The 25,537-nt window shown below is 51.9% G+C and carries 20 protein-coding genes; 7 read left to right on the top strand and 13 right to left on the bottom strand.

From position 1 onward, the window contains the following. Positions 1–20 precede the first annotated feature (20 nt). From fliJ to fliF, 5 genes are all read right to left on the bottom strand, one after another. On the bottom strand, positions 21–467 hold the full coding sequence (gene fliJ, locus B3355_RS04530) for a flagellar export protein FliJ (RefSeq protein ID WP_047517669.1): 447 nt from the start codon (positions 465–467) through the stop codon (positions 21–23). Positions 468–485: 18 nt separating this feature from the next. Continuing rightward, positions 486–1,928 carry a flagellar protein export ATPase FliI gene (gene fliI / locus B3355_RS04535; RefSeq protein WP_200884081.1) on the bottom strand — a complete coding sequence of 481 codons (1,443 nt, stop codon included), beginning with the start codon at positions 1,926–1,928 and terminating at the stop codon, positions 486–488. A 137-nt stretch (positions 1,929–2,065) separates the two neighbouring features. After that, positions 2,066–2,734 (bottom strand): flagellar assembly protein FliH, encoded by a 669-nt coding sequence (locus B3355_RS04540; RefSeq protein ID WP_019882547.1) that lies wholly within the window; start codon positions 2,732–2,734, stop codon positions 2,066–2,068. Between the two features lie 25 nt (positions 2,735–2,759). Next, entirely contained in the window at positions 2,760–3,758 is a 999-nt protein-coding gene (gene fliG, locus B3355_RS04545; RefSeq protein WP_024931105.1) for a flagellar motor switch protein FliG, read from the bottom strand. Positions 3,759–3,761: 3 nt separating this feature from the next. Continuing rightward, positions 3,762–5,477 (bottom strand): flagellar basal-body MS-ring/collar protein FliF, encoded by a 1,716-nt coding sequence (gene fliF / locus B3355_RS04550; RefSeq protein WP_292780685.1) that lies wholly within the window; start codon positions 5,475–5,477, stop codon positions 3,762–3,764. Between the two features lie 266 nt (positions 5,478–5,743). Here fliF and fliE point away from each other — a divergent pair, with 266 nt between their 5' ends. Continuing rightward, entirely contained in the window at positions 5,744–6,109 is a 366-nt protein-coding gene (gene fliE, locus B3355_RS04555; RefSeq protein WP_019882550.1) for a flagellar hook-basal body complex protein FliE, read from the top strand. A gap of 24 nt (positions 6,110–6,133) precedes the next feature. Here the strand turns inward: fliE and B3355_RS04560 are convergent, their stop codons facing one another. From B3355_RS04560 to B3355_RS04590, 7 genes are all read right to left on the bottom strand, one after another. Further along, the gene (locus B3355_RS04560) at positions 6,134–6,424 is read right to left on the bottom strand and encodes an EscU/YscU/HrcU family type III secretion system export apparatus switch protein (protein WP_019882551.1); all 291 of its coding nucleotides are present in this window, start codon (positions 6,422–6,424) and stop codon (positions 6,134–6,136) included. Beyond that, positions 6,411–7,550, bottom strand: a complete 1,140-nt coding sequence (locus B3355_RS04565) for a flagellar hook-length control protein FliK (protein ID WP_292780691.1) — start codon at positions 7,548–7,550, stop codon at positions 6,411–6,413. Before B3355_RS04565 ends, B3355_RS04560 begins: the two co-directional genes overlap by 14 nt. After that, a complete protein-coding gene (locus B3355_RS04570) occupies positions 7,551–7,883 on the bottom strand; it encodes a flagellar protein FliT (protein ID WP_019882553.1) in 333 nt (110 codons plus the stop codon). Between the two features lies 1 nt (position 7,884). Beyond that, a complete protein-coding gene (gene fliS / locus B3355_RS04575; RefSeq protein ID WP_024931101.1) occupies positions 7,885–8,388 on the bottom strand; it encodes a flagellar export chaperone FliS in 504 nt (167 codons plus the stop codon). Between the two features lie 81 nt (positions 8,389–8,469). Further along, positions 8,470–10,149: a flagellar filament capping protein FliD gene (gene fliD, locus B3355_RS04580; RefSeq protein ID WP_024931100.1), complete on the bottom strand. Its 1,680-nt coding sequence runs from the start codon at positions 10,147–10,149 to the stop codon at positions 8,470–8,472. A 33-nt stretch (positions 10,150–10,182) separates the two neighbouring features. Then, positions 10,183–10,527 (bottom strand): flagellar protein FlaG, encoded by a 345-nt coding sequence (locus tag B3355_RS04585; RefSeq protein ID WP_019882556.1) that lies wholly within the window; start codon positions 10,525–10,527, stop codon positions 10,183–10,185. Positions 10,528–10,599: 72 nt separating this feature from the next. Further along, positions 10,600–11,397 (bottom strand): flagellin, encoded by a 798-nt coding sequence (locus B3355_RS04590; RefSeq protein ID WP_024931098.1) that lies wholly within the window; start codon positions 11,395–11,397, stop codon positions 10,600–10,602. Between the two features lie 491 nt (positions 11,398–11,888). Here B3355_RS04590 and aepX point away from each other — a divergent pair, with 491 nt between their 5' ends. The 6 genes from aepX to B3355_RS04620 are packed head-to-tail and all read left to right on the top strand — an operon-like array spanning position 11,889 to position 17,875. Then, entirely contained in the window at positions 11,889–13,187 is a 1,299-nt protein-coding gene (gene aepX / locus B3355_RS04595) for a phosphoenolpyruvate mutase (RefSeq protein WP_019882558.1), read from the top strand. 27 nt (positions 13,188–13,214) lie between these two features. Further along, positions 13,215–14,390 (top strand): phosphonopyruvate decarboxylase, encoded by a 1,176-nt coding sequence (gene aepY / locus B3355_RS04600; RefSeq protein ID WP_047517657.1) that lies wholly within the window; start codon positions 13,215–13,217, stop codon positions 14,388–14,390. Next, a complete protein-coding gene (locus tag B3355_RS04605) occupies positions 14,383–15,372 on the top strand; it encodes a hypothetical protein (protein WP_292780709.1) in 990 nt (329 codons plus the stop codon). The genes aepY and B3355_RS04605 overlap by 8 nt, the downstream gene beginning before the upstream one ends. Continuing rightward, the gene (locus B3355_RS04610) at positions 15,369–15,782 is read left to right on the top strand and encodes an adenylyltransferase/cytidyltransferase family protein (protein ID WP_292780712.1); all 414 of its coding nucleotides are present in this window, start codon (positions 15,369–15,371) and stop codon (positions 15,780–15,782) included. The genes B3355_RS04605 and B3355_RS04610 overlap by 4 nt, the downstream gene beginning before the upstream one ends. Further along, positions 15,779–16,477, top strand: a complete 699-nt coding sequence (locus B3355_RS04615) for a class I SAM-dependent methyltransferase (protein ID WP_019882562.1) — start codon at positions 15,779–15,781, stop codon at positions 16,475–16,477. The genes B3355_RS04610 and B3355_RS04615 overlap by 4 nt, the downstream gene beginning before the upstream one ends. A 6-nt stretch (positions 16,478–16,483) precedes the next feature. Next, a complete protein-coding gene (locus B3355_RS04620; protein WP_292780718.1) occupies positions 16,484–17,875 on the top strand; it encodes a CDP-glycerol glycerophosphotransferase family protein in 1,392 nt (463 codons plus the stop codon). 144 nt (positions 17,876–18,019) lie between these two features. Here the strand turns inward: B3355_RS04620 and B3355_RS04625 are convergent, their stop codons facing one another. Continuing rightward, complete coding sequence (locus B3355_RS04625; protein WP_292780721.1) at positions 18,020–25,510, bottom strand: tetratricopeptide repeat protein; 7,491 nt, start codon at positions 25,508–25,510, stop codon at positions 18,020–18,022. Between the last annotated feature and the right edge of the window lie 27 nt (positions 25,511–25,537).

Genomic DNA, 25,537 nt, shown 5'->3' on the forward strand with positions numbered 1-25,537 from the left:
TCTCCCGGTCAACATTTGTTTTACAGACGCATGCGCTTGGCACGGCTTGCAAACTCATCCATCAGTTTCTGATCACGCTTGCCCTCTGCTTTTGCTTGCATCGTTGCTGCTCGCGTCATCAGTACTTCAAAGGACTTTTGTTTGCGCTGTTTTTCCTGCAATAGCTGTCGTTTTTGCAGGACATTCGCCTGACATTGTTCGATTTGAGCATTTTGACTGCGCACGGCCAATTCCAATTGCGAGAAAAAGCCCTGAAAATTGCGGTATAAATCGGCTTTGAGGCCTTTTTGTGATGCCAACTGCCATTGCTGCTCATACTCTTGCTGATATTGTTCCAGCATGGTGCGCTGCTGTTGTGCCTGTTCAAGCAGTTGCATGGCTTGCGCCAGGTCTTGCATGGCAGCGTCCACCTCGTCTGTCGCCAGTTGAATCAGCAGTGTCAGCGTTTGTGTCGACTGTTTGGCCATAACGTATTACAGATGGTCTCAGGAAATGGTTTGCGCCAACTGCTGCAAACAGGCTTGCATATAGGCACTTTCATCAATGTCCTGCTGCAAAAATGCATTGATCTGGTCGCGCTTTTTAATCGCCACATCCAGCATAGGATCAGAGCCTGGCTGGTAAGCACCAACGGCAATCAGGTCCTGGTTACGCAAATAACGTGAATATAGCTGCTTGAGCAAACGTGCGGCCTGCTGGTGCTCCTTACTGGTGATGTTGTGCATGGCACGGCTGATCGACTGTTCAATATCAATCGCCGGATAATGCCCGCTCTCAGCCAGGGTACGGTTAAGCACGATATGGCCATCGAGAATGGCACGTGCAGAATCGGCAATCGGATCCTGCTGGTCATCCCCTTCGGTCAGCACTGTATAAAAAGCGGTAATTGAGCCCTCGCCTCTAGCACCGTTACCGGTACGCTCAACCAGCGCGGGTAATTTGGCAAACACTGAAGGTGGATAGCCTTTGGTGGCCGGCGGTTCACCAATCGCCAAGGCGATTTCACGTTGCGCCATGGCATAGCGCGTCAGTGAATCCATGATTAACAATACGTTTTTGCCTTGCTGGCGAAAGCGCTCGGCAATGGCAGTGGCGTAATTGGCCCCTTGCAAACGCATCAGTGCCGAAACGTCTGCCGGGGCAGCCACCACGACAGAGCGTGCCAGGCCTTCTGGCCCTAAAATCTGTTCAATAAACTCTTGTACTTCGCGGCCCCGCTCACCAATCAGGCCAACCACAATCACATCGGCGGTGGTGTAACGCGCCATCATGCCCAGCAATACGCTTTTACCCACACCGGAACCCGCAAACAGGCCCAGGCGTTGCCCGCGACCAACGGTTAGCATGGCATTGATTGCACGTACGCCTACATCCAGCGTATCTTCAATCGGTGCGCGCATCAGCGGGTTAATCACACGCCCACTTAACGGCGCCATGACTTCAGTGGAGATCGGGCCCAGGTTATCCAGCGGATTACCCGCAGCATCAACCACGCGGCCGAGCAAACCATCGCCTACCGGAAAATGACGTGCACGGTCTTGTGCACGACGGCGTGGCGGGCGACCAAATTGCGGTTTAGGCAAGGTCTCGGTGACTTCCATACTGAATACTTTGGCGCCAGGCACGACACCATCAACGGCTGACTGTGGCATTAACAGCAAGTTTTCGCCATCAAAACCGACGACTTCGGCTTCAACGCGGCCGCCATCTTGCAGCGGAATAAAACAGGCGCCGCCAATCGGCATTTTGATACCGGTTGCAACCATGATCAGGCCGGTGACTTTGACGATACGTCCAGCCACTTCCAGTGGTTCAACCAAATGAATCAGTTCTCTACAGTCTTTAAGGTAACTTTGCCAACGCTCGTTATGCACATTGGGTGGCAAGTCCTGTTCGGCAGGCGCGGCAATTTCTGCCTGGTCTGCCATGACATTGGCATCTGCGGTTGGCGTCACATCCGCATCATTAACCAAGTCTTCTGCCAACACTGGGCTGGCATCTACGGCGGTATTAGGGTCTGTCATGCTTGCATCAATCACAATCGCTGCTCAATAGGCTGCACACATTATTCATTGCTAGCGACAGGTTTATGCCAGTCATCCACGCGTGACAAGCCTTGCACCAGGCGTTTCCAGCGCATTTCATTGCTGGCATCAATCTGGTTTTCTGCGGTTTCCACCAGGCAGCCACCACGCTCAATCTGGCTATCCTCAACCAGTTGCCAGCCTTGTTCTTTCAGTTGCTCACCAATATGGGCACGCAGTACTTTGGCATCTTCATGATGCACGATCAACCTGGCAGGCTGTTTGACTTGAGGCAAGTAATGCATGGCATCGAGTACCACAGGAATCACCGCTTGCGGATCCACCTGCAATTTGGTTTTCATCATGGCTTTTGCCAGGTCCAGCGCCAGGCTCAACACAGACTCGGCCACGCTGACATCCTGCATGGCCAATGCCTGCTGGAAGCTGGCAGCCATTTGCGACAATTGCTGGCGCTCAGTGTCAATTTGCGACTGGGCATGTGTCATGCCATCGCCGTAACCGGTTTTAAAGCCCTCTTCATAAGCCTCTTGCCTGACCTGCTTCAGAATCTGGCTGACCGTACGTGCATTTTCCTCGGCCTGCTCGCGTTCACGTTTAACACGCTCACTGGAGATGGAATCATCAAAGCTGGCCATCTCCCAGCGTTGATAGGCGCTCATTTGTTCTTTTGGAATTGCAGAAGCTACCATGAGACACTTTCCTTATATCATGCGTTTATAGATATTGCTCACTGTCGCCTTTGCCAGCCAGCATGATCTGGCCTTCATCTGACAAGCGACGGATAATTTGCAATATTTGTTTCTGCTGGCCTTCAACCTCTGACAGCTTGACTGGCCCACGGCTTTCCAGGTCTTCACGCATCATGTCAGCCGCTCTGGAAGACATATTGCGGAAGAATTTTTCTTTCATTTCATCTGAGGTGCCTTTCAGAGCCACGATCAGCATGTCTGACTGTACTTCACGCAGCAGCACCTGAATGCCTCTGTCATCGATCTCCATGATGTTGTCAAACACAAACATCTGATCCATGATTTGCTGCGCCATATTGTCATCGTAGCTTTTAAGACCATCCATCAGTTTGGCCTCATGTTCGCCACTAATGTAGTTCATGATCTCGGCGGCAGTTTTGACGCCACCGATCGCCTGCCGCTTAATGTTGTCATTACCGGCCAGCATTTTCAGCATGCCTTCATTCAACTCTCTCAACGCAGTCGGTTTGATACTGTCCAGCGTCGCAATACGCAAAATCACGTCCTGGCGCAAACGCTCGGTAAAATGCCCTAAAATTTCTGCGGACTGTTCTGCCTCAAGATGAGACAAAATAGTGGCAATAATCTGTGGATGCTCGTTCTTGATAAAGTCCGCCACACTAAAGGCATCCATCCACTTCAGGCTTTCTATGCCAGCCGCATCTTGTGATTGCGGAATACGGTTCAGCAAGTTGGAGGCTTTGTCGTCACCAAAAGCCTTGATCAGTACCGAGCGAATATAGCTGTCCGAATCGAGGCCAAAATCGCTGCTGCTGGCAAAGTCCAGCATGAACTTTTCCAGCACCTGCTCAACCTCTTCGCGTGGCACTGGCTTCATCGACGCCATGACAATCCCTAGGCGCTGCACTTCTTTCGGTGACAAATGCTTCATCACTTCAGCCGCCTCGTCTTCACCGAGCGCCAGCATCAAGATTGCACTTCTGGTTAATCCCTGGTCACTCATGCACTACTTCTCCGCGGAGGTCCAGCTGGACACAACATTAGCCACCATACGTGGGTTATCTTTCGCTACCTGTTTTGCCGCTTGCAGGGTCTGGTCCAGACCACCCGGTAATGCTGTCGCATCACCACTCAAGGTCACCAAGGTATCATCCCCTTCTGCACCGGTGGCGCCTGCAATAGGCAGTCCGTCAGGGCCGGTCAGAGCAGCCGCACCTGCAGCCAGCGCTTGCTCTTTCTTGTCAGCACCGGTCAGTTTGTTGGCCATTGGTTTAAGCAGTTTTTTGTAAACCATCATCAACACAATCACCCCTGCCAGAAAACGCAAGGCATCTTTACCATACTCAATCACCAGTGGATCTTTCCACAATGGTGGCTCCACCAGCTTGTCCTGTGCTTCGGCAATAAACGGGGTGTTGACGACAGAAATCGTATCACCACGCTCTTTGTTAAAGCCCATGGCTTGCATGGCGAGGTCACTCACTTGCTGCTTCTCGGCATTGCTCAAGGCACGATAAGTCGTTTTACCAGTGCTATCAACCACAGGGATATGATTCACCACCACCGCCACGTGCAGGCGCTTGATACCGCCTTTAGCTTGCTGGATGTAGCTGACTGTTTTATCCAGCTCGTAGTTGGTCGTGTTATCTTTTTGGGTATTTTGTGGCGGTGCTGGTGGCGCAGCTGGGGCAGCACCTTCTGCGCCCGGCGCCTGCGCACCCGGGGCATTAATCGGTGCAGTAGACTCACCTGGTGGCTGGTTAGACAAAGCACCAGGTACTGCGCCATTACTGCCGCTGGCATTTTGTGACTCATGGCTTTGCGCACTGCGAATCGCCATATCATCAGGTTTGGTATTGGGTTTGTATGACTCGTTGGCTTGTTCAGTCATAGAGAAATCAATCTCTGCACTGGTTTCGGCGTGCACATTCTTGGCACCAACGATAGGGGTAATAATCGACTCCACGCGGCGGGCAATGCTGCTCTGCATATTTTCCACGTAGGCCATTTGCTCCGGATCCAGGCCGTTTTGTTTGACCTTGTTGGTCGTGTCAGACAACAAATTACCGTTCTGGTCGACCACAGTCACATGGTCTGCAGACAAGTTAGGCACGCTACTGGCGACCAGATGAACCACCGCAGCGACTTGCTGACCGTCCAGGCGACGACCATTATGCAGGTTTAATAACACCGAAGCCGTTGGGTATTGTTGCTCGCGCACGAATACGCTTGGTTTTGGAATGGCTAAATGGATACGGGCGGCCTGCACAGCAGAAATGGACTGGATGCTGCGTTCGAGCTCGCCTTCCAGGCCACGCTGGAAGTTGACTTGCTCAACAAACTGCGACACACCAAACTTCTGGTTTTCCAGTAATTCGAAGCCGATATTGCCGCCTTTTGGCAAGCCTTGTGCGGCTAATTTCAAACGCACCTGATGCACCTGGTCAGCAGGGACCAAAATCGCATTGCCGCCTTCAGCAAACTGATAAGGGACACTTAATTTGTCGAGCTCAGCGACAATCGCACCACCATCTTTGTCGGCAAAGTTGGAGAACAAGACGCGGTAATCCGGCTTCTGACTCCACAGCCAGAACACAATCATCACGGCAACCACGGCCGCAATGCCTGCGACCAATAGCAGCTTCTGTCCGAGTTGACCAAACATATTCGGTGTACCGTTGGACTCACCAGTTGATGTAAGTAAGGCAGCGTCAGCAGCCATCTGAACCTCCATGTTTACTACCGCAGGCTTTCTGAATTTAGCGCCCGATCCGGGTTGGCTGACTCAAAAACACCTTTTTGAACTCGAATGCGTTTTAAGGACACACTCACATGGATCACATTATGCGCTTACTGTTTATTTTCAAATTGGCAAATAAGACGGATTAATGTTGCCTATTTTACAAAGCACCCGGTAGCACAGAATGCTAAAGTGTCTACCATGACAATTAAGGGCTTAATCTGCCCAGACGATGAAAGGAGCCCACCATGAACGCAGGCGGTATTGATGCACAACGCATCTCGTCCATGCTGGCACAATTGCGTGCTGCCGCTCAAAAACCTGAAGGTTTGGGTAGCGCGGCCATCGCAAATCCAGTGCAGAAAACCAATGCAGCGGCCCCGACCAGCCAGGTCAGCTTTAGCGATGCATTGAAAGCTTCACTGGACCAGGTCAACAATATGCAACTGCAATCAGAAAAACTGGGGCAAGACTTTGCCATGGGTAATGACAATGTCAGCCTGTCTGATGTCATGATTTCTGGCCAGAAAGCCAATATCGCTTTCCAGGCCACGGTGCAGGTGCGTAATAAACTGGTCACCGCCTACCAGGACATGATGAACATGCAAGTCTAAAGCGGCATATCCTGCATCAACTGCCTACACAGCAGGCGGCTCCCGCGTTTCACCCTGCTCTAATTGATATAACCATGCCAGTATCTCGGCGATCGCCTGATACAACTGCGGCGGAATATGGGCATCCAGTTCTACCTGCATCAACAGGCTCAACAAAGCCTGTGACTCATGCACATACACCTCATGTTCTTTCGCCAGCGCAATAATGCGCTCAGCCAGTAAACCATTGCCTTTGGCAACCACGCGTGGCGCCAGGTCACCCGCTTCATAAGCCAGGGCGACTGCAGACTGCGTATACAGTTTATCCTGCTGCATACTGCCGCCTGTCTTGTGCTGTGTCATCCTGGCTAATCTGTAAAGACTCCAGTTTTAAACCCGCAGACTGCAAACTCATGGCCAACTGGCTACGGCCAGACTGCATCTCTTTCAAAGCCTTGGCATCTTCCGGTTCAACACGTACGCTGAAACGTCCATTCACCATGGTGATCTTGACTGACACCTCACCCAGGCGCGGCAAATGCAAAGTCAGGTCGCTCTGCAAACTGTTCAACACCGGCTCGTCTGACGAATGGGCCGAGTTCTCCTGCTCATTCACTTGCCATTGCATGGTTTGCCCTGGCCACACCTCGCCATGCCACACCACGCGCTGCTGTTCCAGCACCTGTAACTGCTGCGCGACCATCTCGGGCGGCACCAGGCCGGGTTTGTTTTGTGGCTCCTGCAATAACTGGTGCCAGGGCCGGCTTCCCAGTGTCGCCTCTTTCAGGTGCGACTCATAAAACAGGCCAGAGCTATCCAGCGCATGTTTCAGGTCTTGTGCCAGTACTTGTGGTTTTTGCGGGCTATGACTAACCACGGTTTGCGCTTGCAAAGCGGTGGTTTGTTGCTGAAATTCAGACGAACTGAGCCAGCGTTGCAAATGCTTGGCCGGACTACTCAGTTCAACCAGGCTGGCTTGGCCAGCCGCTGTTTTCACCATGTCCTGCAGATGGTCGCCATGATCGGACTGTGACATATCTGTCAGCAAGGCGGTCTCAGCCAAGTGTGCTGTGCCGGTGTTGACCTGGCTATTGCCTGGCTGCACACCCCATTTCACTTGCGGCAGGATATCTTTGCCTGCGCCTTGCTGCGCCAGACCCATAAACTGCATATGCAGCGTTTGCTGTTGTGCCAGGTGGGCAGGCAGCTGCATCTGTACCGTTGTTGGTGCTTGGTTAGGAAGTTGGATTTGAACCTTGAATTGTGCCAGTTCTGAGGCTTTGGCGGCCCCTGTTTCTTTTTGCAGAATCAGACCAGTAAACTGCATGCCAGGTCGCATGCGCTCCCATAAAGGGGCTTCAGACTGCGTGCCTTCGACTGGCATGATCGAAGAAACTGCACGCAAGCTCTCTGTTTCACTCGCGATAATACGTTGTGAGAGAACTTGCGGAATCGGTAACATCTATATCACGTCCGGGGGGATGCGCGCATGTAATTGCGCATCAAAGATCATATCGGTGATGCGGTGCATCACCGGATAGAGCAAATTTCTGATTTCACCATCATCAGCCAAAATCTTCTGCACCAAGGCCTGTTTACGGGCATTGAGTTCTGGTGTCAGTGCCTGAGACTCCAGACGCATGGTTTGCTCCAGGCTTTTGACCACTTCGAGTTTGAGCATATAGGACTGCTCCAGCTCGGTGACTTTTTCCCAGGCATCCTTGCGTGCCGCAATCAGCATCTGCTCCATCAGTTTTGCGGCAGATTCGTAAGTATTAATCAGTGCTTGTGACATCTTAGGCTCCGGCAGTGGCCAAACGGTTAACTTGCCCCATCTGTTGCAATTCATTTGTTTTCTGGGCGACCATCTGGCCCAAAGACATATCCGCTTGCACTGGACGCGCCATGGCTGACTTTTCCAGTGTTTCCCACGCGCTTTTTAATTCCATCAGTAAATGTTGAATTTCTTGTACTTTTTTCGCATCCTGACGCACGCTGGCTTCCATCAGCGTACGTGTCATGTATTGATAAAGCTGGTCAAGATTTTGTGCAATGTTGCCACCGGCACGCTTGTCCAGGCAGGCACGTAAGCCGCTATCGACGATAGTCACTGCTTGTGTCAGGTACTCGCCTTTTTTTGCAATATCGTGCTGTGCCATCGCTTGCTGGGCATGAATGCAGGCTGAAATTGCACCGTCATACAGCATGACGATCAGTTTCAATGGGCTGGCATCCACCACACCGGTTTCCAACCCTACGCTTGCATAAGCATTAACACCTAATTTTTTCATCCCGAACATTTTTGACTCCTGAATTCTGCTTTAAAGCGTATGGTTTACGATAATTTGCCAGCCGCTCGCTACAGACATCTACCGCTTCAACTAACTGTTAGCGCTAATCGCGGCCAGTTGTGAAGTCAGGTTACTGCTGGTGCTCTGTAAGCTACTGAGCAGTGCATCCAGTTTTGCGTACTGGGCGCGGTAACGTGCTTCAATGGCAGGCAGCTTGGCACTTATATCATCGGCCTTTTTGTTCAAATCTTTAATGGAACTTGAAATACCATCTGTTTTTGTGGTCAATGCGCCTTCGCTATCCAGCCAGCCGTCCAGCAAGCTGCTGAGCTCCCCTGCCAGGCCCTTGCTGAAGGTCACCGTGCCACGACTACCTGTCGCGGTGCCTGTGACGCTCAATTGCAGGCCATAACTGGCATTACCGCTGGCGCCAGTCAGAATAGAGCCGGTCGTAATCGCCGTCACACCATTGATCGTGCCGTTGGCATTCACCCCATTACCGCCTAATTGCGTGATATTCACCGCATAGGTACCCGAGGCCGTGTCATCCTTGCTACTGACAAAAGTCACTTGCGGATCGGTAGAGGTCGCCGATGGTGAAAACAGCTTTGCCACATCACTAACGTTATTGGTGACAGCTTTTTGCAATTTAGTGCTATCCAGCGACAAGGATCCATCAGAGCCCATGGTGACCCCAATGTCGGTCAACGTTTTATAGGTTGTGGCAGTGGGCGAGGATGCGGACAACATGGATTTCAATTTGACCATGATGTTGCGTGCCGTCGAATCACCGAGTAAGGCCCCATTAGAGCTAGACCCTGCCGATACGAACTTGGTCAGGTTGCGCATGCTAGTATTCAATGCGTTATAAGCATCGACAAAGCTTTGTACCGAGGCTTGTATCGTATCGGTATCGGTGCTGACACTTAGCGTATTGCTGGCCGAAGTGACCGACTTCAACGTCAGCGTCACCCCCTGGATTACATCAGACACCGTATTGCTGGATTTACTGATGCTCATGCCATCCACGGTCAGCAAGGCATTCTTCGCCGCCGTCATTTGCGTCATATTATTGCTGCTGGCCAAGGGATCGTAGGCTAATGCAGACAGCCCGCCAGTATCCGTATTGTTACCATCATCATCTGCCACCGATATTTTGAGGCTATTCACCTCGCCGGTGTCTTTAGACGTAATCACCAGGCGATTACCGGTCCCATCATTGACAATAGAAGCCGAGACAGACGCATTTTTTGCATTGATCGCATCACGGATACCTGCCAGCGTATTGTTGCTGCTGGTGATATCGATGGTGATATCGGACTTATCACCATTGGCTGTAAATGAAGCAGGCGTCGCGCCAGCTGCTGCCGTATAGGTACCAAAAGAGATCGTAATTTTGCCGGTGCCGACGATGTCGGTGGCACTGCTGTAAGCCGAAGTGGCAAGTTTTTGTGAAGTCGCCAGCTGGCTGACCGTCACATTGTAGTTACCGAGAACGGCTGTGCCATTCGCAGTTGCGCTGATACTGGTGCTGTCACTGGCGGTGACGGCTTGCGCATTAAACTTGGCTGCGGTAGCCAGTTTATCAACGGCCGTTTGAAAAGTGCTTAAGCCGCTTTTCAGCGTGCTGTACGCGGAGAGCTTGGTATTGTAAGACGATATTTTGGTTTTAATATCGGTAATGGGTTGCTGTTCCGCCTGCATCTGCGCCGTGACTAATGAGTCAATAGGCAGGCCAGATGCGCCAGTAGAGGATACAATCGATGCCATTTCTTAATCTCCCAACCGAATTAAAACGCAATATCAGGCTGTCTGTCGTACCACCAGCCCGCGTAATTTATCCAGCGTTTTACTGATGGCCAACACTTCCTCATTGGGGATTTGGCGTAATACCTTTTGTGTTTCGGTATCCACCACTTTCACAATGATGCGGTCGCTGTCATCATCGATAGAAAACTCTATCGTTTGTAACGCTGGTGCTACATACTCATTTAACTTTTTGACTGCACCGCTAATCGCAGCTTTGTCATTCACATCGGCCGTCACTTTATCCGCAGCTGATTCAGCATATTTCACCAGTTTCAAACTACTGGCTGCCTGTACACCCTGCAAACTGCCACCTACACCATTTATAGATGAGTCACTCATGATGTTGCTCCTTTTACCTAGGCCAAATCCACAGGGTCTAGGCCTGTGGATTTAGCGTTACCGTGTGATGTATTAACCTCTCAGCAATGTCATCACTTGGTTAGGCAACTGGTTCGCTTGAGCCAGCATCGCAGTACCAGCTTGTTGCAGAATCTGTGCACGTGTCATCTTGGCTGTTTCTGAAGCGAAGTCAGCATCAGTGATACGTGACTTGGCAGCAGACATGTTCTCAGACGCTACGCCCAGGTTGCTTACTACTGAAGCAAAACGGTTTTGGTAAGCACCCAATGTCGCACGGCTAGTGTTTACAGCAGTCAATTGTGCGTCAATCGCAGTAATCGCATCTGATGCAGCATCTGCTGAAGACAGGGAACCAGACAGAGAAGCCGCTGAAACAGAAGACACGCTAATGGTATCGCCACTGTCTGCACCAATCTGGAAGTTGTAACCTGCACCGAATGCTGCCTGGCCGTTAAACTTGGTCGCTGTACTCAAGCGAGTCAATTCTGACTTCAGTTGAGAAAATTCTGTATCCAGGTTTGCACGGTCACCAGAGCTGTAGGAACCGTTGGCTGCCTGTACAGCCAGTTCACGCATACGTTGTAATGAGTCAGTTGCGCTGCTCAAACCACCTTCTGCAGTTTGCAGGAAAGAGATCGCATCGTTAGCGTTACGTGTTGCAACATCCATACCGCGAACTTGTGAGTCCATACGTGTTGCAATCGCCATACCAGCCGCATCATCTTTAGCGCTGTTAATACGCAGACCAGAAGACAAGCGTTGAATAGAAGTATTCAGGCTGCTTTGTGAAGCGTTTAAGTTACGTTGTGCATTCAAGGATGCCAAGTTGGTGTTAATTACTGAAGCCATGTTAAATCTCCTTTAGAGTCGTATACCCAGTTAAGTGTCAAATCGTCATGTTACTTTCAACGTTGATCGCTATTTACCACTTAATGTTTGCTATCTAGCGTTGTTAGTTGTGTTATCGACCGCTTGCGAAATTTCTTTAATACTTCTTGCAAATTTCTTTTTTCGATCAATCATGCACTTGAAACTATTTACGACCCCTCCACCAAAATCTTTAGCCTTCTATCAAGAACTGCACAAAATTGTTTATACCAATCTATTTTATAAAAAGATGTGCCGTGACCATTAACCGAGCTAAATAGAGAATCTGTCTTAATTCTGCTTTTAAAGCACAGCTGTTTTCCACCCCTTCCATGACCGCTGTATCACACAAGATATAAGGCCGGTTTTCCGCGTTTATCTGCAAATCATTCTTAGGCATTGCCAACGATAATCAGGCTATCCAATTCGCATACCTTATATAAGGTATCCAAAAGACTACGAAGGAGTTTTGCATGGCATCCGTTTATGTAGGTATGACCGTAGACATTCTGCACCATGGCCATATCAATATTATTGAGCAGGCCAGAAAGTACGGCGACGTCACCATCGGCCTGTTATCAGACGCAGCGGTTGCAGACCATAAACGCCTGCCCTATCTGACGTATGAGCAACGCAAACAGATCGTCGAGAATATTCGCGGCGTGGTCAATGTGGTGCCGCAAGAAGAATGGGACTATGCGCCCAACCTGCTCAAATACAAACCAGACATCATGGTGCATGGCGACGACTGGCTGGAAGGCCCGCTGGTGCCCTACCGTGACCGTGCACGTGCCGCATTGGCCGAGTATGGCGGCCACCTGATCGAGATTCCTTATACACGTGGCGTGTCTTCGAATGAAATGCTCGGCCAGATCCAGGCCCTGGGTACCACGCCGGATATCCGCCGCCGTACCTTGAAGAGATTGCTGACGGTGAAACCGATTTCACGTTTTATTGAGGCGCATAATCCGATCTCCGCCCTCATTGCCGAACATGTGACGGCGCAACGTAATGGCAAAACCTGCCAGTTCGACGGTTTCTGGTCTAGCTCACTGACCGACTCTACCGCCCGCGGCAAACCCGATATTGAAGCGGTTGAGATCAACAGCCGCCTGTCTAATATTAATGACATCTTTGATGTCACCACCAAACCTTTAATTATGGATGCCGACACCGGCGGCAAACTGGAGCACTTTGAACTCAATGTGCGCAGCATGGAACGCCTGGGTATTTCCGCCACCATTATTGAAGACAAAATTGGTTTAAAAAAGAATTCCTTATTTGGCAATGAAGTGCCGCAATTGCAGGACGAGATTGAGCCTTTCTGCGAAAAAATCATGGCAGGCCGCGCCGCACGTGTGAGTGATGACTTTATGGTGATTGCGCGTATTGAAAGCCTGATCCTAGAAAAAGGCATTGCTGATGCAGTTAAACGCGCACAAGCTTACGTAGGCGCGGGCGTCGATGGCATCATGATCCACAGCCGCCAGAAAGCACCGGACGAAGTGTTTGAGTTTGCCAAAATTTTCAAATCCGAATTCCCAACCATTCCCTTAGTCTGCGTCCCCACCAGTTACAACAAAGTGACTGAGGAAGAACTGGCCGCACACGGCTTTAACCTGGTGATTTATGCCAACCATATGATGCGTGCCGCCTATCCGGCCATGCAGAATGCCGCTATGGAAATCCTCAAAAATGGCAGGACCGCAGAAATCGAAGCCAGCCTGATGTCGATTAACGATGTGCTGGAACTGATTCCAGGCACTAAATAACCGTAACCAGATAAGCGGAGTATTCTGATGATACATGCCGAGGATTTTTTAAACGCCTTGCAAAGCGAACAAGTACAGTTTTTTGCTGGCGTGCCCGACTCACTACTCAAAGAATTGTGTGCCTGCTTTTCAGACACCCTGGCTACCGGCCAGCATGTGATTGCCGCCAATGAAGGTGGTGCGATTGGTTTGGCCATTGGCCACTACCTGGCAAGCAACCAACCGGCGCTGGTCTATATGCAAAATTCCGGCCTGGGCAATGTGGTGAACCCGATTGCGTCATTGGCAGATCCGCAGGTGTATGGCATTCCTATGTTATTGGTCATTGGCTGGCGCGGAGAGCTGAATGCGCATGGCGAACAGATCCATGATGAACCGCAGCATGTCAAACAAGGCCAGATTACTCTGTCACAACTTGACGTGCTCGGCTTGCCTTACCAAGTGATGGCTGATGACATAGACAGCGCCCATGCGCAAATCCAAACATTGTTACAGCAGGCGATGACACGTCAGGGCCCCGTCGCACTGGTGGTACGCAAACAAAGCTTTGCGCCGTATAAACCAGTAAAAACAACAGCAGCCCCCGCCTCTGCCCTGGCAGGTAAATTGCCCGTGCTGGAAAGCCGTGAGCACATGATTGGGCAGATTGTGTCAGCCTTGCCACAAGACGCTGCCGTGGTGGCAACCACCGGCATGGCCTCACGTGAACTGTTTGAGCTGCGCAAAGCGCAACAGGCCGGACATGGCCGCGATTTTCTCACCGTGGGTGGCATGGGCCACGCCTCACAAATTGCCTGCGGCATTGCACTGGCACAGCCAGACCGGCAAGTGATCTGCATTGACGGTGATGGTGCCATGCTGATGCATATGGGCAGCCTGACCATCAGTGCCCAGCAATCCAATCTGCTGCATATTGTGTTGAATAATGGCGCGCACGACTCTGTGGGTGGCCAGCCAACCGTGGCCGCGCAACTCACACTCTCAGACATTGCCAGTGCTGCCGGCTATGCACAGGTCTACAGTGTGTCTGGCGCAGAATCATTAAACACAGTGTTGCAACAAACCTTAGCCAGCGGCAAAAGCAGCTTTATTGAAGTACTGTGCCGCAAAGGCGCACGGGCTGACCTGGGGCGGCCGACGCGTACCCCGGCACAAAACAAACAGGACTTTATGCAGTTTTTAACCGAGGTGGAATATGCCTGACACCACCATACACGCCCATGTCGCCACGCAAAACCAACACAAGGTATTGTTTACCGCTGGCCCGGCCAGTCTGCTCGAAGAAAACCTGCTTGGCCTGCGACCATGCTTTGGACGCGGTGACCAGGATTACAGCCAAGTCGAAGATGTGGTCTTAAGCGCCCTCAAAACCATGACTGGCCATGCCCATATTGCACGGCTACAAGGTTCTGCCAGCCTTGCACTGGAAATTGCCAGCCTGAACTTTCTATACGGCAAGGTGTTGGTGATAGACAGCGGTTATTACGCACAACGCCTGGTCAGCTTTGCACAAATGGCTCAACGCAACGCTGGCGAGGTGTCATTAGTCACCGTCTGCGACTGGCAACAATTGGCCAGCGTGACCGGCCACTATGACTGGGTCGTCGCCTGCTATACCGAAACCAGTGCCGGTTTATTGTTACCGATTGCAGACTTGCGTGCCCTGGCTGACCGTGTCGGTGCACAACTGATGCTGGATGCCACCGCTTCTATCGGCCTGGAAAATGACCATGGCCTGGCCGATGTGATTGCCTATAGCTCCTGCAAAGGCTTGTTTGGCCTGACCGGTGCCTCTTTTATTGCTTTCCACCAATCGCCCAGACACGCGGTCGATTCGTTTTATCTCAATCTGACCACGCATCTGGAACGCCGCATGACGGGCCCTTACCATGCCATCGCCTCTTTGTATGAGGTATTGCCCAAGCATGATGACTTGCGTGAAGCGGTGTTTATCAACAAGGCACAGATGCTGAAAAAGATTGCTGCTTACGCGACTCATCCAGTGAACTACCAGCCAGTACTATGTACCTGGGTTGACGCCAAGGTCAGTAGCCAGCATGCACGTGCTGTACTGTATCAACCACGCGGCATCAGCCGTGGCAGTGTCGTTTGCCACCTGGGCGAAGCACACCTGGGCAGCACGGCACGCGGCGCCATTCTTGATTTACTGGAGCTACAGCCATGACGCAGCCACAAAAGCGCATTATGGTCGATATGTCCGCCACGCTGATTCATCACGGCCACGTGCGCCTGTTAAAAGCCGCCAGGCAATTGGGCCATGTGGTGGTAGCCTTGACTACAGATGAAGAAATTCGCGCCAAAAAGGGCTATGAACCTGAACTCGATTATGCCGCACGCGCAGAAGTGCTACTCGCCATGCGTGACGTGGATGAAGTAGTGCCTAGCCCCTGGCTGCTAGACGAGGCCTTTTTAACCCTGCACCAGATTGACCTATTGGTGCATGGCCACGATAACAGCAATCCGATTGCCGCAGACAAATTACATATCCTGCCGCGCACCGAAGGCATCAGCAGCACTCAATTGCGTGCCCGTGTATTAAAAGCCGTCAGTCAAAAAATGGAAGCAAACACATGAGTAACCTTTGGCAACAGATTTGGGAAAAGCGCACGCTGCAACCGCAGCATGCCATCACACTGGATACCTTGATTGCCCTCGATGGTTTTGACAGTGGTGCAGGCAAAATCAACCCAGCAGACTGGCAGGAATATACCCGCCGCATCAGTGACAAACTAGGACTAAAGTCTGGAGATTCTGTATTTGAAGTCGGTTGTGGCGCCGGCGCGTTTTTATATGCCTTGCGTCAGCAACATACCCTGACTGTGGGCGGCCTGGATTACGCTGCGGGGCTCATTGAAGCCGCACAACAAGCCATGCCTGATGGCGACTTCCAGGCGCAAGCTGCACAAACCATGGCCACTGACCCCCAATATGACTTTGTGATTGCCAACAGCGTATTTCATTATTTTGATGAAGCCATGGCCGCCGAAGTGCTCCAGGCCATGTGGCAAAAAGCCAAGGTTGGCATAGCAATCCTCGATATTCCGCATGCAGCCACCCGCGAAGCCTGCGAGCACGCACGCCGCGATGCGCTGACGATTGCCGAATATGAAGAAAAATACCGTGGCTTGCACCACACTTATTACACCCCTGAGTGGTTTAGCCAGCAATTGCCGGAAAAACCACAGCAGGTATTTGAAAGCTGCGTGCCCAATTACGCACAAAGCCAATACCGTTTCAGTGTTATTTTCACCAAACGCTTGCATGGATAGACCATCATGACGACTACCAACTCACACCAGCCCGTGTTCACTTTCTTTTATACCGACAACTGCGAGCGCCAGGCATTGGCACCGGTTGCCGATGAAATTGCCAGCAGAGGCTATGTCATTCAATGGAGCACCAACTCCAAGCAATATGCTGAAGTTGGTGTGTATTGCGAGCATGCCTGCAAACCGAATGCCGGATTTTCCGTCATCCTGCTCCACGACCTGGCGCAGCGCCATGATATCTGGCCACACTTCTGGCATCATGAACCATGGTCAGCCTTTGATATCGGCGTGGTGCCCGGCCCAGCCTGGGTTGAGCGCTGGCAAACGCAAGCCAATTTCAAACAGGCGCAGCCAAAACTGGGCATGTTTGACCTGGGTTGGCCCAAAGCCGACCTGGTCTACCGCAACCAGGAAACCTTTAAACAGGAAGCGCAAAAACTGCGCGAGCAACTAGGGCTGAAATACGAGCATTCCATCCTCTATGCACCTTCCTGGGAAAACCACGGCAAACAGGATGAGTTTGTCCAAGCGCTGAAAGATTTGCCGGTCAACCTGCTGCTGAAACAGGCGCCATGGTCAGACAAATATCGCTGGGTGCTGAATAACATTGACGAAATGGATGCCCTGCATCGCGACTGCGCCGACAACGTGTATGTGGTCGATCGCGAAGTCAGCATCATGTATTGCCTGGGTTTGGCCGACGTCATGGTGTCAGATGAGTCCAGTGTACTCACAGAAGCCTTGCTGCTGGATGTGCCTGGTATTGCCGTCACCGACTGGTTGATTCCGGATACTAACCCGCCGCGCCCAGCCAGTGTGCCTTATGACTATGTGATTAAAACCGTGAAAGCCGACTTGCGCCGCACGGTTGAAGACGTACTGCAAAACGCAGCCGTCTATCAACAGCAAATCACCGAGAACAAACAACATCAGTTTGCCCACCTGGGCCAAAGCGCAACCTTGATTGCAGATAATATTCTCGCGGCACTGTCAGGCGCGACAGAATTACCTACGCCAGCCATCAAATCCCAGGTAGAGATTGACCGCAATACCTATCACTACGCCGAGAAACTGGCTGCCGAAGGCGATATGAAATTATCGACCCAAGTCATGCTGGAACTGATTAAAAAAGAAAGTTGCTGCTGGGAGCCCTACAATGACCTGGGCACCTTGTTAGTCAGCCAGGGCCAGTTTGAAGATGCAGAGCTATTGCTGGAAAAAGCCGTGCTGTTGGCGCAAGAGAATCCGGCGATTCCACTCAGCAACCTGACTGAAGTCTATTGCCTGCAACAAAAGGCTGACAAGGCCCTGTTAACCCTGGCCAAACTCAGCAAATATACGCCCAATCCGGTCGGCTCTATCCCGCATATCCGCCGTTGCATGGAAACTATGTTTTAAGTAATTCAGTGTTTTAAACAATTCAGCACATTCACTTAAAAATCCGGCCACTGTATAGTCGCCGGATTTTTATTGCCTGTCGTTTCTACGGACAACAAAAAAGCATGCACATCGCTGTGCATGCTTTGGTATTGATAAGACGCATTACGTAAACAGCTGACGTACCGGCAACTCTGCCCGGGTAAACTCGGCGGTCAAGCCATTCACCACATGCTCAGGCACGCCTTGTGTCATATTTTGCAGGCGGTTAAACACGCTGATAAACGCTTGCAACTGGTCATCGCGGTAGTGGTAGCCACTCAGTTCCAGCACCGCCAGCGTCAAGCTGCCAATATTAGTTGGCGTGCTGGCGTGTGGTTTGCCGCAACTACGCACACGATGCAGGGTGAGGAACAGACCACGCAAGGCCACGAAAGCCACCGGCAATGGAATGGCAAAATCCCACTCCAGATCAAAGAAATGGCCCTGCCCGGCTTTGTCCATCACAAAGTTGGTTGGTGTGGCATCAAAATACTGAGAAGGCAACAAGGCAGAATAGCCTGCAAACTCCGGCAAGGTTTTGCCACCGGTCAGCGCTGCGGCTTCCAGGCCTTGCAACCAGGGGGCAGTCCATGCCACCAGGTCTTCCACGCGCCAACCAGGACGGTTCATCAACTGCGTTAGTTTATCCATCCACAACTGGCCGCCATGGTAAGCTGCATGCTCCCAATCTGCCTGCAACAATTGTGCTGTTTCGCCGGTATTACGTGTACGCGTTGCCAAGCCTTGTGCATCATGTACAAACTGGGTTTCCTTGCTAAACACGGCCTGGCGCTGGCAACCATAATGCGCAGCCAATACGTCCGGATGCAATTTGCCAGCCTGGTGCTGCGGATACGCAACAAACATAAATGAGTTTGCAACATCTTCTACCAGGTTATTACGCGCAATCACCTGCCAGGCGTTTTCCAGTGAGAATGTCGGGTGACGTGGCGATTGCCTGTCATGCACCACCGAGCCTGCCGCCAGGGCGCCAACATCCCAGCCTGCCGCACGATGCGCCTGGTTAAAGCCTTCCGGGTAAATCACGCTAACGGGTGTTTTGTAATCTGGCAGCGGCACATACAACTCTGTGGTTTCAAAACCGGCACTGCGGATCAATGCATCCAGCTCTACGCGGCCAAATGTGATCGGGCTGGTGCTGCTGTAAGAATCATTAATACCATACATCGCCTGCCCCATATGGTCTTCAGGCGCGCCGCAGAAATACTTGAGGCCGAGCTGGTTTTCAATCGCCACAATCAGCATGCCGTCTTCTTTGAGGAAAGACTTGGCGGTTTGCAGCAAGAAACGTAAAGGATCGGCTTCTTTCACATAGACCTGCGCATATTCAAGCACGCCGATCAGGGTCACGACATCAAACTTCTCGTCAGTTTCAAACGCTTGGATCAGGTCAGAGTAAATCGTCACATTGTTCAGATCCGCACAACGTTGGCCGATCACTCGTGCACGGTTCGGGCTGCCTTCCAATGCCACCACTTCGCCGCCCAGCTCACCGAGAAAACGTGTAATCGCGCCACAACCAGCGCCCAACTCCAGTACCTTACCGTTGGCAATTTTGTCAGCAAACGGGCGCAGCAAATTGGCGCGCTGCGAAGTCAGGTGGTAGTAGCTCGGCCAGTCAGTGGCTTTAGCCGCCAGTTCGCTGGAGAATACGCTTTTGTCACGTGACTGGCGGATCATGTCATATAAACGCTGCTCGGCGTTACCCACATCCTGGTAGCCAAAAACCTCGGTCTGCGCGCGCTGGTAGAAGTTATCTTCAGTACGGTAGATATACGGCCCTTTGCGCACAACATCAGCGGCAACCGCTGGCTGGCTGTATTGGCGTTGCAGTGCATCGGCATCGGCTGCGGCCAGGCCATTCTGGCGGGCAAAAGTGATCACGTCCAGCACTTCATTTTTGGGCGCGGTCAGCGACAGTTCGCCAATATAGGCTTGCCAGTATGCAGGCTGCTGCGGTGCCAGAATCACGGCCTGTTCCAATAGCGGTAATACCTCTTCGGCCTTGCCCGCTTGCTGCGCCAATAGGCCTAACTGGAAATACGTGGCTGCATGCTTGTCATCAATGCGCAAAATTTCCTGATAAAAGCTCATCGCTTGTGCCAGGTCGCCTTTTTCCTGCATTTGCAGCGCCAGCTGAAACACTTCAGCAATCGAATCGTGCAGCGCATTAGCCTGTGCAGTTTGTGGGTTAAGTGTTGTATTCATAGAGATACCTTTATCAGAGGGTTCAGTCGCGTCCGGCGCAACAGAAGATTCTTTCAGCGTTAAAGAAGGAATAGCAAAACTGCTTGCGGCCTGCTCCTGGCACCAGCGTTGCCACATCTGGCGCATTGCCTGTGACAAAGCCTGCGCCAATGGTGCCGCTTGTGCCAGCGGTGACTGCGTAAAACGGGTGCGCATATTGGCGCGTAAATCAGCCAGTGCCGACAGGTCAGACAACACATGCGCGGCCTGTTGTAGATATTGCTGTGGGTTGGCCGCGACCCAGTCGGCCAGATCAAGATGCTGCATCAAGGCCATGGCACCGCGGCTGGCCAGGCGATCACCTGCCACGCATAGCGTAGGCACACCCATCCACAAAGCATGCGCGGTGGTGGTCACGCCATTAGACGGGAAAGTATCCAGGCAAATATCCACCAAATGATATTGCTGCAAATAGCTCAGCATATCGGTGCGGGCATAAAACGATAAGCGGTCGGCGGAGATACCTGCTTCGGCAAACCATTGCTCCACATGCGTGCATGCGCCCGCTTCTGCCATACCGCCTAATACCATGCGGCTGGCAGGCGTGGCCTGCATGACAGCAGCCCATTGCTGCACGGTAGCCTGGGTAATTTTATTGGGGCGGTTAAAGCAGCCAAAAGTCACATAACCATTGCTGAGCGCAGGCAAAGCATTGATGGCCGGTGCTTGCGGATGCGGCACAAATGGCGCATTCACCGGTAACTGCACGAGCTGCTCGGTAAACTGCTGGTCAAACTCCCCGGCAGGTAACAAGGCATTATCAGCCAGGTAATAGTCTATGGATGTCAGTCCGGTGGTATTCAAATACCCCAGCCAGCTTGCCTGCACTGGGGCAGGTTTCCGGGCAAAGGTCAGCAGGCGGTTACCGGAGGTGTGGCCGGACAAGTCGATCAGGATATCAATCTGATCTTGCCTGATAGTCTCTGCCAGCGCTTCGTCAGAAATATTGGAAACCACGCGCCATTGTTTGAAATACTGGCGCATCTCCGCCGAGACATCGTCTTCCAGCGCATAATTAGCATAAGCAAATAAAGCCAATGAGCTATCTTGGGCCAGCGCAGGTAACAAAGGCAGCAGGAAATGTGCCACTGAATGCGCACGCAAATCGCCAGAAACAAAGCCTACGCGTAACGGACGTTGTGCATCGCGCGTATTGCCATGAAGCTGCCAATGCGGTTTTAACGGTGCTTCATACAGGGCGGCATACGCGGTATGCGCTTGTAACAAGGCATCGTTATCCACCTGCGCTGCATGCGTCATGCAAAACAGCAGATTGCTGAAGCAATCGGCATATTGCGGCTGTAATATCAGCGCCTGTTTAAACTGCTTGATCGCTTCATCCACTTCGCCCAGGTCTTTGAGCACAATACCCAGATTGTTATACGCCGCAGCATAGTCAGGTTTCAGGTGTATGGCCTGGGCAAAGGCATCTGCGGCTGCCGTGAGGTCATTTTGTGCCTTGAGCACCAACCCATAGTAGCAATGCTCTTCAGCGCTTTGATTATTCAGCACCAGCGCTTTGCTGGCCGCTACGCGGGCATCTTTCTTCTGGATCATCAATACGTCAGACAACATTTTCCAGCCACTTAACCAGGCAGGATATTGCTGTAATAGCGTGTCTAGCTCACGTTCCATCTGCGCATATTGCTGTTGCTCAAACAAGGCCAGCAATGCCTGTTGTGCTTGATCTGATGGCTGCGCTGGCGCAAGCGATGGCAACTGCCAGTCTTGCATCAATGTTTGCAAGGGTTGTGTATGCTGGCCGCTGTTAACGGCTTGCGCCAATACCTGTTCCAACTCAGCTGTCGCACCACTGTGTTTGAGTGCCGTCAGGTAGCTGCTTAACAACTGCCACTGCGTTGGCGCCAGCGCATAAGCCTGCGCCAGCAAGTGCAATGCTTCTGCTGGCTGTTGGCTCTGCCAGTAAATCAAGCCCAGATTATGCGTCGCGAGTGCATGCCGTTTATCTACGGCCAGAATCTCCTGGTATAGCTGTTTCGCCGTATTTAAATCGCCTTGCTGCTGCGCTTGTGAAGCCTGGTCAAATACCTCGGCCATTGCGTCCTGCAAGGCCGTGGACGCTGGCTGCTGTGGTACGCTGGCCGGCTCCCATTTCTGGCGATAGCTCAGGTATTTATCACGCCAGCGTGCACTACCAAACGCACCACCACTCTGGTGCGTCATGCGCACTGGCCATACACCCAGCTTGAGGCCTGCACGGGTGGCTGTACGGCAAAAATCCAGGTCGTAAAAATGAAAGTCAAACTGCTGGTCAAAACGCACACCGCTTTGCAGCAAGGTCTGTTTATGCGCCGCCAGGAATACGCCATCCATCAACTGGCATTCGCCAGACACATCACCATAGCTGGAGGCGGGTCCAAAAGCGTGTTGGCCATGGCTGACCGCGCCGCGCAAGTATCTGGCATCGTCCCAAGTGAATTGCAAATCGATAAAGCACCAGCCAGGCTGGCCAGCTTGAATCCTTGCGTTGCCCGCTATACCAATCACATCATAATGATTTAAGCCCTGCTGTATGCTATGGACAAAGGTGTTTTCGTCCAGCCAGACATCATCGTGGATCAATACCAGCAATGCCTGGTCTGGCGCAGCGGCAATTGCCTCATTAAACACTTCAGACAGGCCACGCGTATTTTCATAAGCGACTACGGGCACCAGGCGTTTATCCTGCTGCATATGGCGTTTGAGTGATCTGCCAAGTGCAGAGTCACGCCAGAAAACTTCTTCAGTCATGCGAGTGGCGCTGACCACCCAAACCGGCTGCTCGCCGGAAAAAGCATCTTGTACCGGTGACTCAGCCAACAATTGCTGTGGCGCCAATGTGGCCAGGGTTTGTTGCCATAAGCTAAACAGCAACTGTTCAAAATCCTGGGCGAACTGCTCAGCATGCATTAATGGCGAAGCCAACACTTGCTGGCGCAGTTGGGCGCGCAATGTTGCCAAGGCGCCAAGATCACTGGTCAATGCAATGGCTTTGCTCACATACTCTTCACGGCTGGTGGCCACCCAGTCAGCCAACCCCACGCAATGCATAAAGCTGGCACCCTGGCGGGCAATCAATGTGTCGCCCAGCAAGGTCAGCGTCGGTACGCCCATCCATAAGGCTTCACACGTCGTGGTGCCGCCAGTAAACGGGAAGGTATCCAGGATCACATCAATCTGGTGATGGTTACGCAGGTATTCATCTCTGGGCACCATGCCATGCAAGCTACAACGCGCAGCAGAGATGCCATATTGCTGTAATCTGGCCAATGCCTCTTCACGCACCAGGGCATCATTAAATGCTTTGCTCTGCCAGAACAATGTGGCCGTCGGTAAGGCCTGCAACACCTCGCCCCAGCAAGATAATACGTCGTTACTTACCTTGCTGTAGTTTTGAAAGCAGCCGAAGGTCACTGCACCGGTGGTGAATGCTGGCAAATCATTGACAGCGACATCACAAGGCGGCGCCGTGAAGCACATACGCGTATGTGGCAGATGCACGACCTGCTCGGTGAACTGGGTCGCCACCTGCGCATCAATACTCACCGGATCAGCGATGACATAATCCATCAGCGGCAAACCGGTGGTGCCCCAATAGCCGAGCCAGGTGGCTTGTACCGGGGCAGGTTTATGGGCAAAAATCGGCAAGCGTGTACCGCCAGACAGGCCGGATAAATCCAGCAGGATATGAATACCATCTTCACGAATCTGTTTGGCGGCTTGCGCATCCGTCAACCCGGCCAGTGAGCGCCATTGGTTGCATAAGTCTTTCAACTCGTGCGAAAACGCATCTTCGCGACCATCGGTCGAGTAGCCATAAACCTCCAGGCGGCTGGCATCAAATGCCTGCAACCACTGGTGCAGGAAATAGCCGACCGGGTGTTTACGCAAATCAGCCGATACCAGGCCGATGCGGATACGTTGCTCTTGCGCATGGACATTCCAGCTGTCGTACGGCGTCACTTCGTGCATCATGGCGGCGCCCAGTCTATGCGCGTAATCCAGGCTTTCGGCAGGCGGCAAGCTATTGCTGTAGCTATTAGCAAACAGCAGGTTTCTAAGCGCCATCATATGGGTAGGCTCAATCTGCAATGCTTGCTTCAAGGTCGCAATCGACATTTCAATCTGCCCCATGTCCAAATAGACATTGGCCAGATTGATATACCCAGGCATGAATTCAGGCTTGATGCGCAGTGCTTTTTCCAGGCAGGCAATTGCTTCGGTATAGCGGCCCAGCATGCGCAAACTGATACTGTAATTGCTCAAGATACTTTCTGACTCAGGCAACTGCGCTAATGCCTGTTCACAATACACACACGCTTTGTCATAAGCGTTTCTGGCATTCTCAATCAAACCAAGATTGCCCAGCACATAAGGATTGTCCGGATCCAGCGCCAGCGCCTTCAGGCAATAATTCTCAGCCTCACCGTATAACTGCTGATTCAGCATCTCGGTGGCCAGGTTATTCAGCGTCTCCGCACTCACCTCTTGCGCCTGCATGATTTGATCAATATAGGCTTGGTATTCTCTGGTGCGGTGCGTCACCCGGTAAAGTTTGGCCAGATTTTTAAGCAGTGATAACTCGGTTGGATTCAATGCCATGCCCGCCAGCAACCACTGCTCAGCTTCTTCCACGTCACCATGTTTCAGGTATAAAGCACCCAGGTAACTATAGGCCTCAACATAGTCTTTTTGAATCGCAATCGTTTGCTGATAGGCAGCAATCGCTTCAGTCGTATTGCCCAGTTGATCCAGTGCCAACGCCATATTGAAAAAAATCACGGCATTATCAGGCTCAATAGACACGGCTTCGCGATAGTATTGAATCGCCTCCAGCGGTTTATCTGCCTCATGTAACAAGGTCGCCAGTTCAAAATTGACGCGGCCATCCTGTTGGTGAATATTCAATCCCCGGCGCAGTAGCTTTTCCGCCTCTTTTACTTGCCCTGCTTGCTTGAGTACACTGGCCCAATTGGCATAAGCCTGGCTAAAAACCGGGTTGAGTTTGAGCGTTTGGCGGTAATATTTGATCGCCTGCGTGGTGTCTTGCAATTGCGCATAAACGTTGGCCAAGTTATACAACACCTCAGCATCTTTCTTTAAGCGCTTGCTCGCTTGCAAGAAAGCATCGGCAGCCAGCGCCAGCGTATCTTGTTGTTGATAAAGGCTGCCTAATAACTTCCAGGCCAGGCCCTCTTCAGGAAACTCACGGGTGATTTTCTGCGCCAGGGTCAAACACTGCTCCCAAGCACCCTGTTTCCAGGCCTGGGTCAGTGCTTGCATCCAATCGCTGCAATCCTGTGCGCTCACGGCGTTGGACTGCATATGGCCTGACGAGAGTTTCATAACAAGAGAATTCCAAAAATTTTCTCT

It is taken from the genome of Methylophilus sp. UBA6697 (genome assembly GCF_002454655.1).
Taxonomy (GTDB): domain Bacteria; phylum Pseudomonadota; class Gammaproteobacteria; order Burkholderiales; family Methylophilaceae; genus Methylophilus.

Coding starts and splice junctions, on each gene's coding strand:
- B3355_RS04605 (WP_292780709.1), top strand. CDS start 14,383: ATGCCTGACACCACCATACACGCCCATGTCGCCACGCAAAACCAACAC.
- fliJ (WP_047517669.1), bottom strand. CDS start 467: ATGGCCAAACAGTCGACACAAACGCTGACACTGCTGATTCAACTGGCG.
- B3355_RS04620 (WP_292780718.1), top strand. CDS start 16,484: ATGACGACTACCAACTCACACCAGCCCGTGTTCACTTTCTTTTATACC.
- B3355_RS04585 (WP_019882556.1), bottom strand. CDS start 10,527: ATGAGTGACTCATCTATAAATGGTGTAGGTGGCAGTTTGCAGGGTGTA.
- fliF (WP_292780685.1), bottom strand. CDS start 5,477: ATGGCTGCTGACGCTGCCTTACTTACATCAACTGGTGAGTCCAACGGT.
- B3355_RS04625 (WP_292780721.1), bottom strand. CDS start 25,510: ATGAAACTCTCGTCAGGCCATATGCAGTCCAACGCCGTGAGCGCACAG.
- B3355_RS04590 (WP_024931098.1), bottom strand. CDS start 11,397: ATGGCTTCAGTAATTAACACCAACTTGGCATCCTTGAATGCACAACGT.
- fliD (WP_024931100.1), bottom strand. CDS start 10,149: ATGGCATCGATTGTATCCTCTACTGGCGCATCTGGCCTGCCTATTGAC.
- B3355_RS04610 (WP_292780712.1), top strand. CDS start 15,369: ATGACGCAGCCACAAAAGCGCATTATGGTCGATATGTCCGCCACGCTG.
- fliG (WP_024931105.1), bottom strand. CDS start 3,758: ATGAGTGACCAGGGATTAACCAGAAGTGCAATCTTGATGCTGGCGCTC.
- aepX (WP_019882558.1), top strand. CDS start 11,889: ATGGCATCCGTTTATGTAGGTATGACCGTAGACATTCTGCACCATGGC.
- B3355_RS04540 (WP_019882547.1), bottom strand. CDS start 2,734: ATGGTAGCTTCTGCAATTCCAAAAGAACAAATGAGCGCCTATCAACGC.
- B3355_RS04565 (WP_292780691.1), bottom strand. CDS start 7,550: ATGTTACCGATTCCGCAAGTTCTCTCACAACGTATTATCGCGAGTGAA.
- aepY (WP_047517657.1), top strand. CDS start 13,215: ATGATACATGCCGAGGATTTTTTAAACGCCTTGCAAAGCGAACAAGTA.
- B3355_RS04615 (WP_019882562.1), top strand. CDS start 15,779: ATGAGTAACCTTTGGCAACAGATTTGGGAAAAGCGCACGCTGCAACCG.
- B3355_RS04560 (WP_019882551.1), bottom strand. CDS start 6,424: ATGCAGCAGGATAAACTGTATACGCAGTCTGCAGTCGCCCTGGCTTAT.
- fliI (WP_200884081.1), bottom strand. CDS start 1,928: ATGGCAGACCAGGCAGAAATTGCCGCGCCTGCCGAACAGGACTTGCCA.
- B3355_RS04570 (WP_019882553.1), bottom strand. CDS start 7,883: ATGTCACAAGCACTGATTAATACTTACGAATCTGCCGCAAAACTGATG.
- fliS (WP_024931101.1), bottom strand. CDS start 8,388: ATGTTCGGGATGAAAAAATTAGGTGTTAATGCTTATGCAAGCGTAGGG.
- fliE (WP_019882550.1), top strand. CDS start 5,744: ATGAACGCAGGCGGTATTGATGCACAACGCATCTCGTCCATGCTGGCA.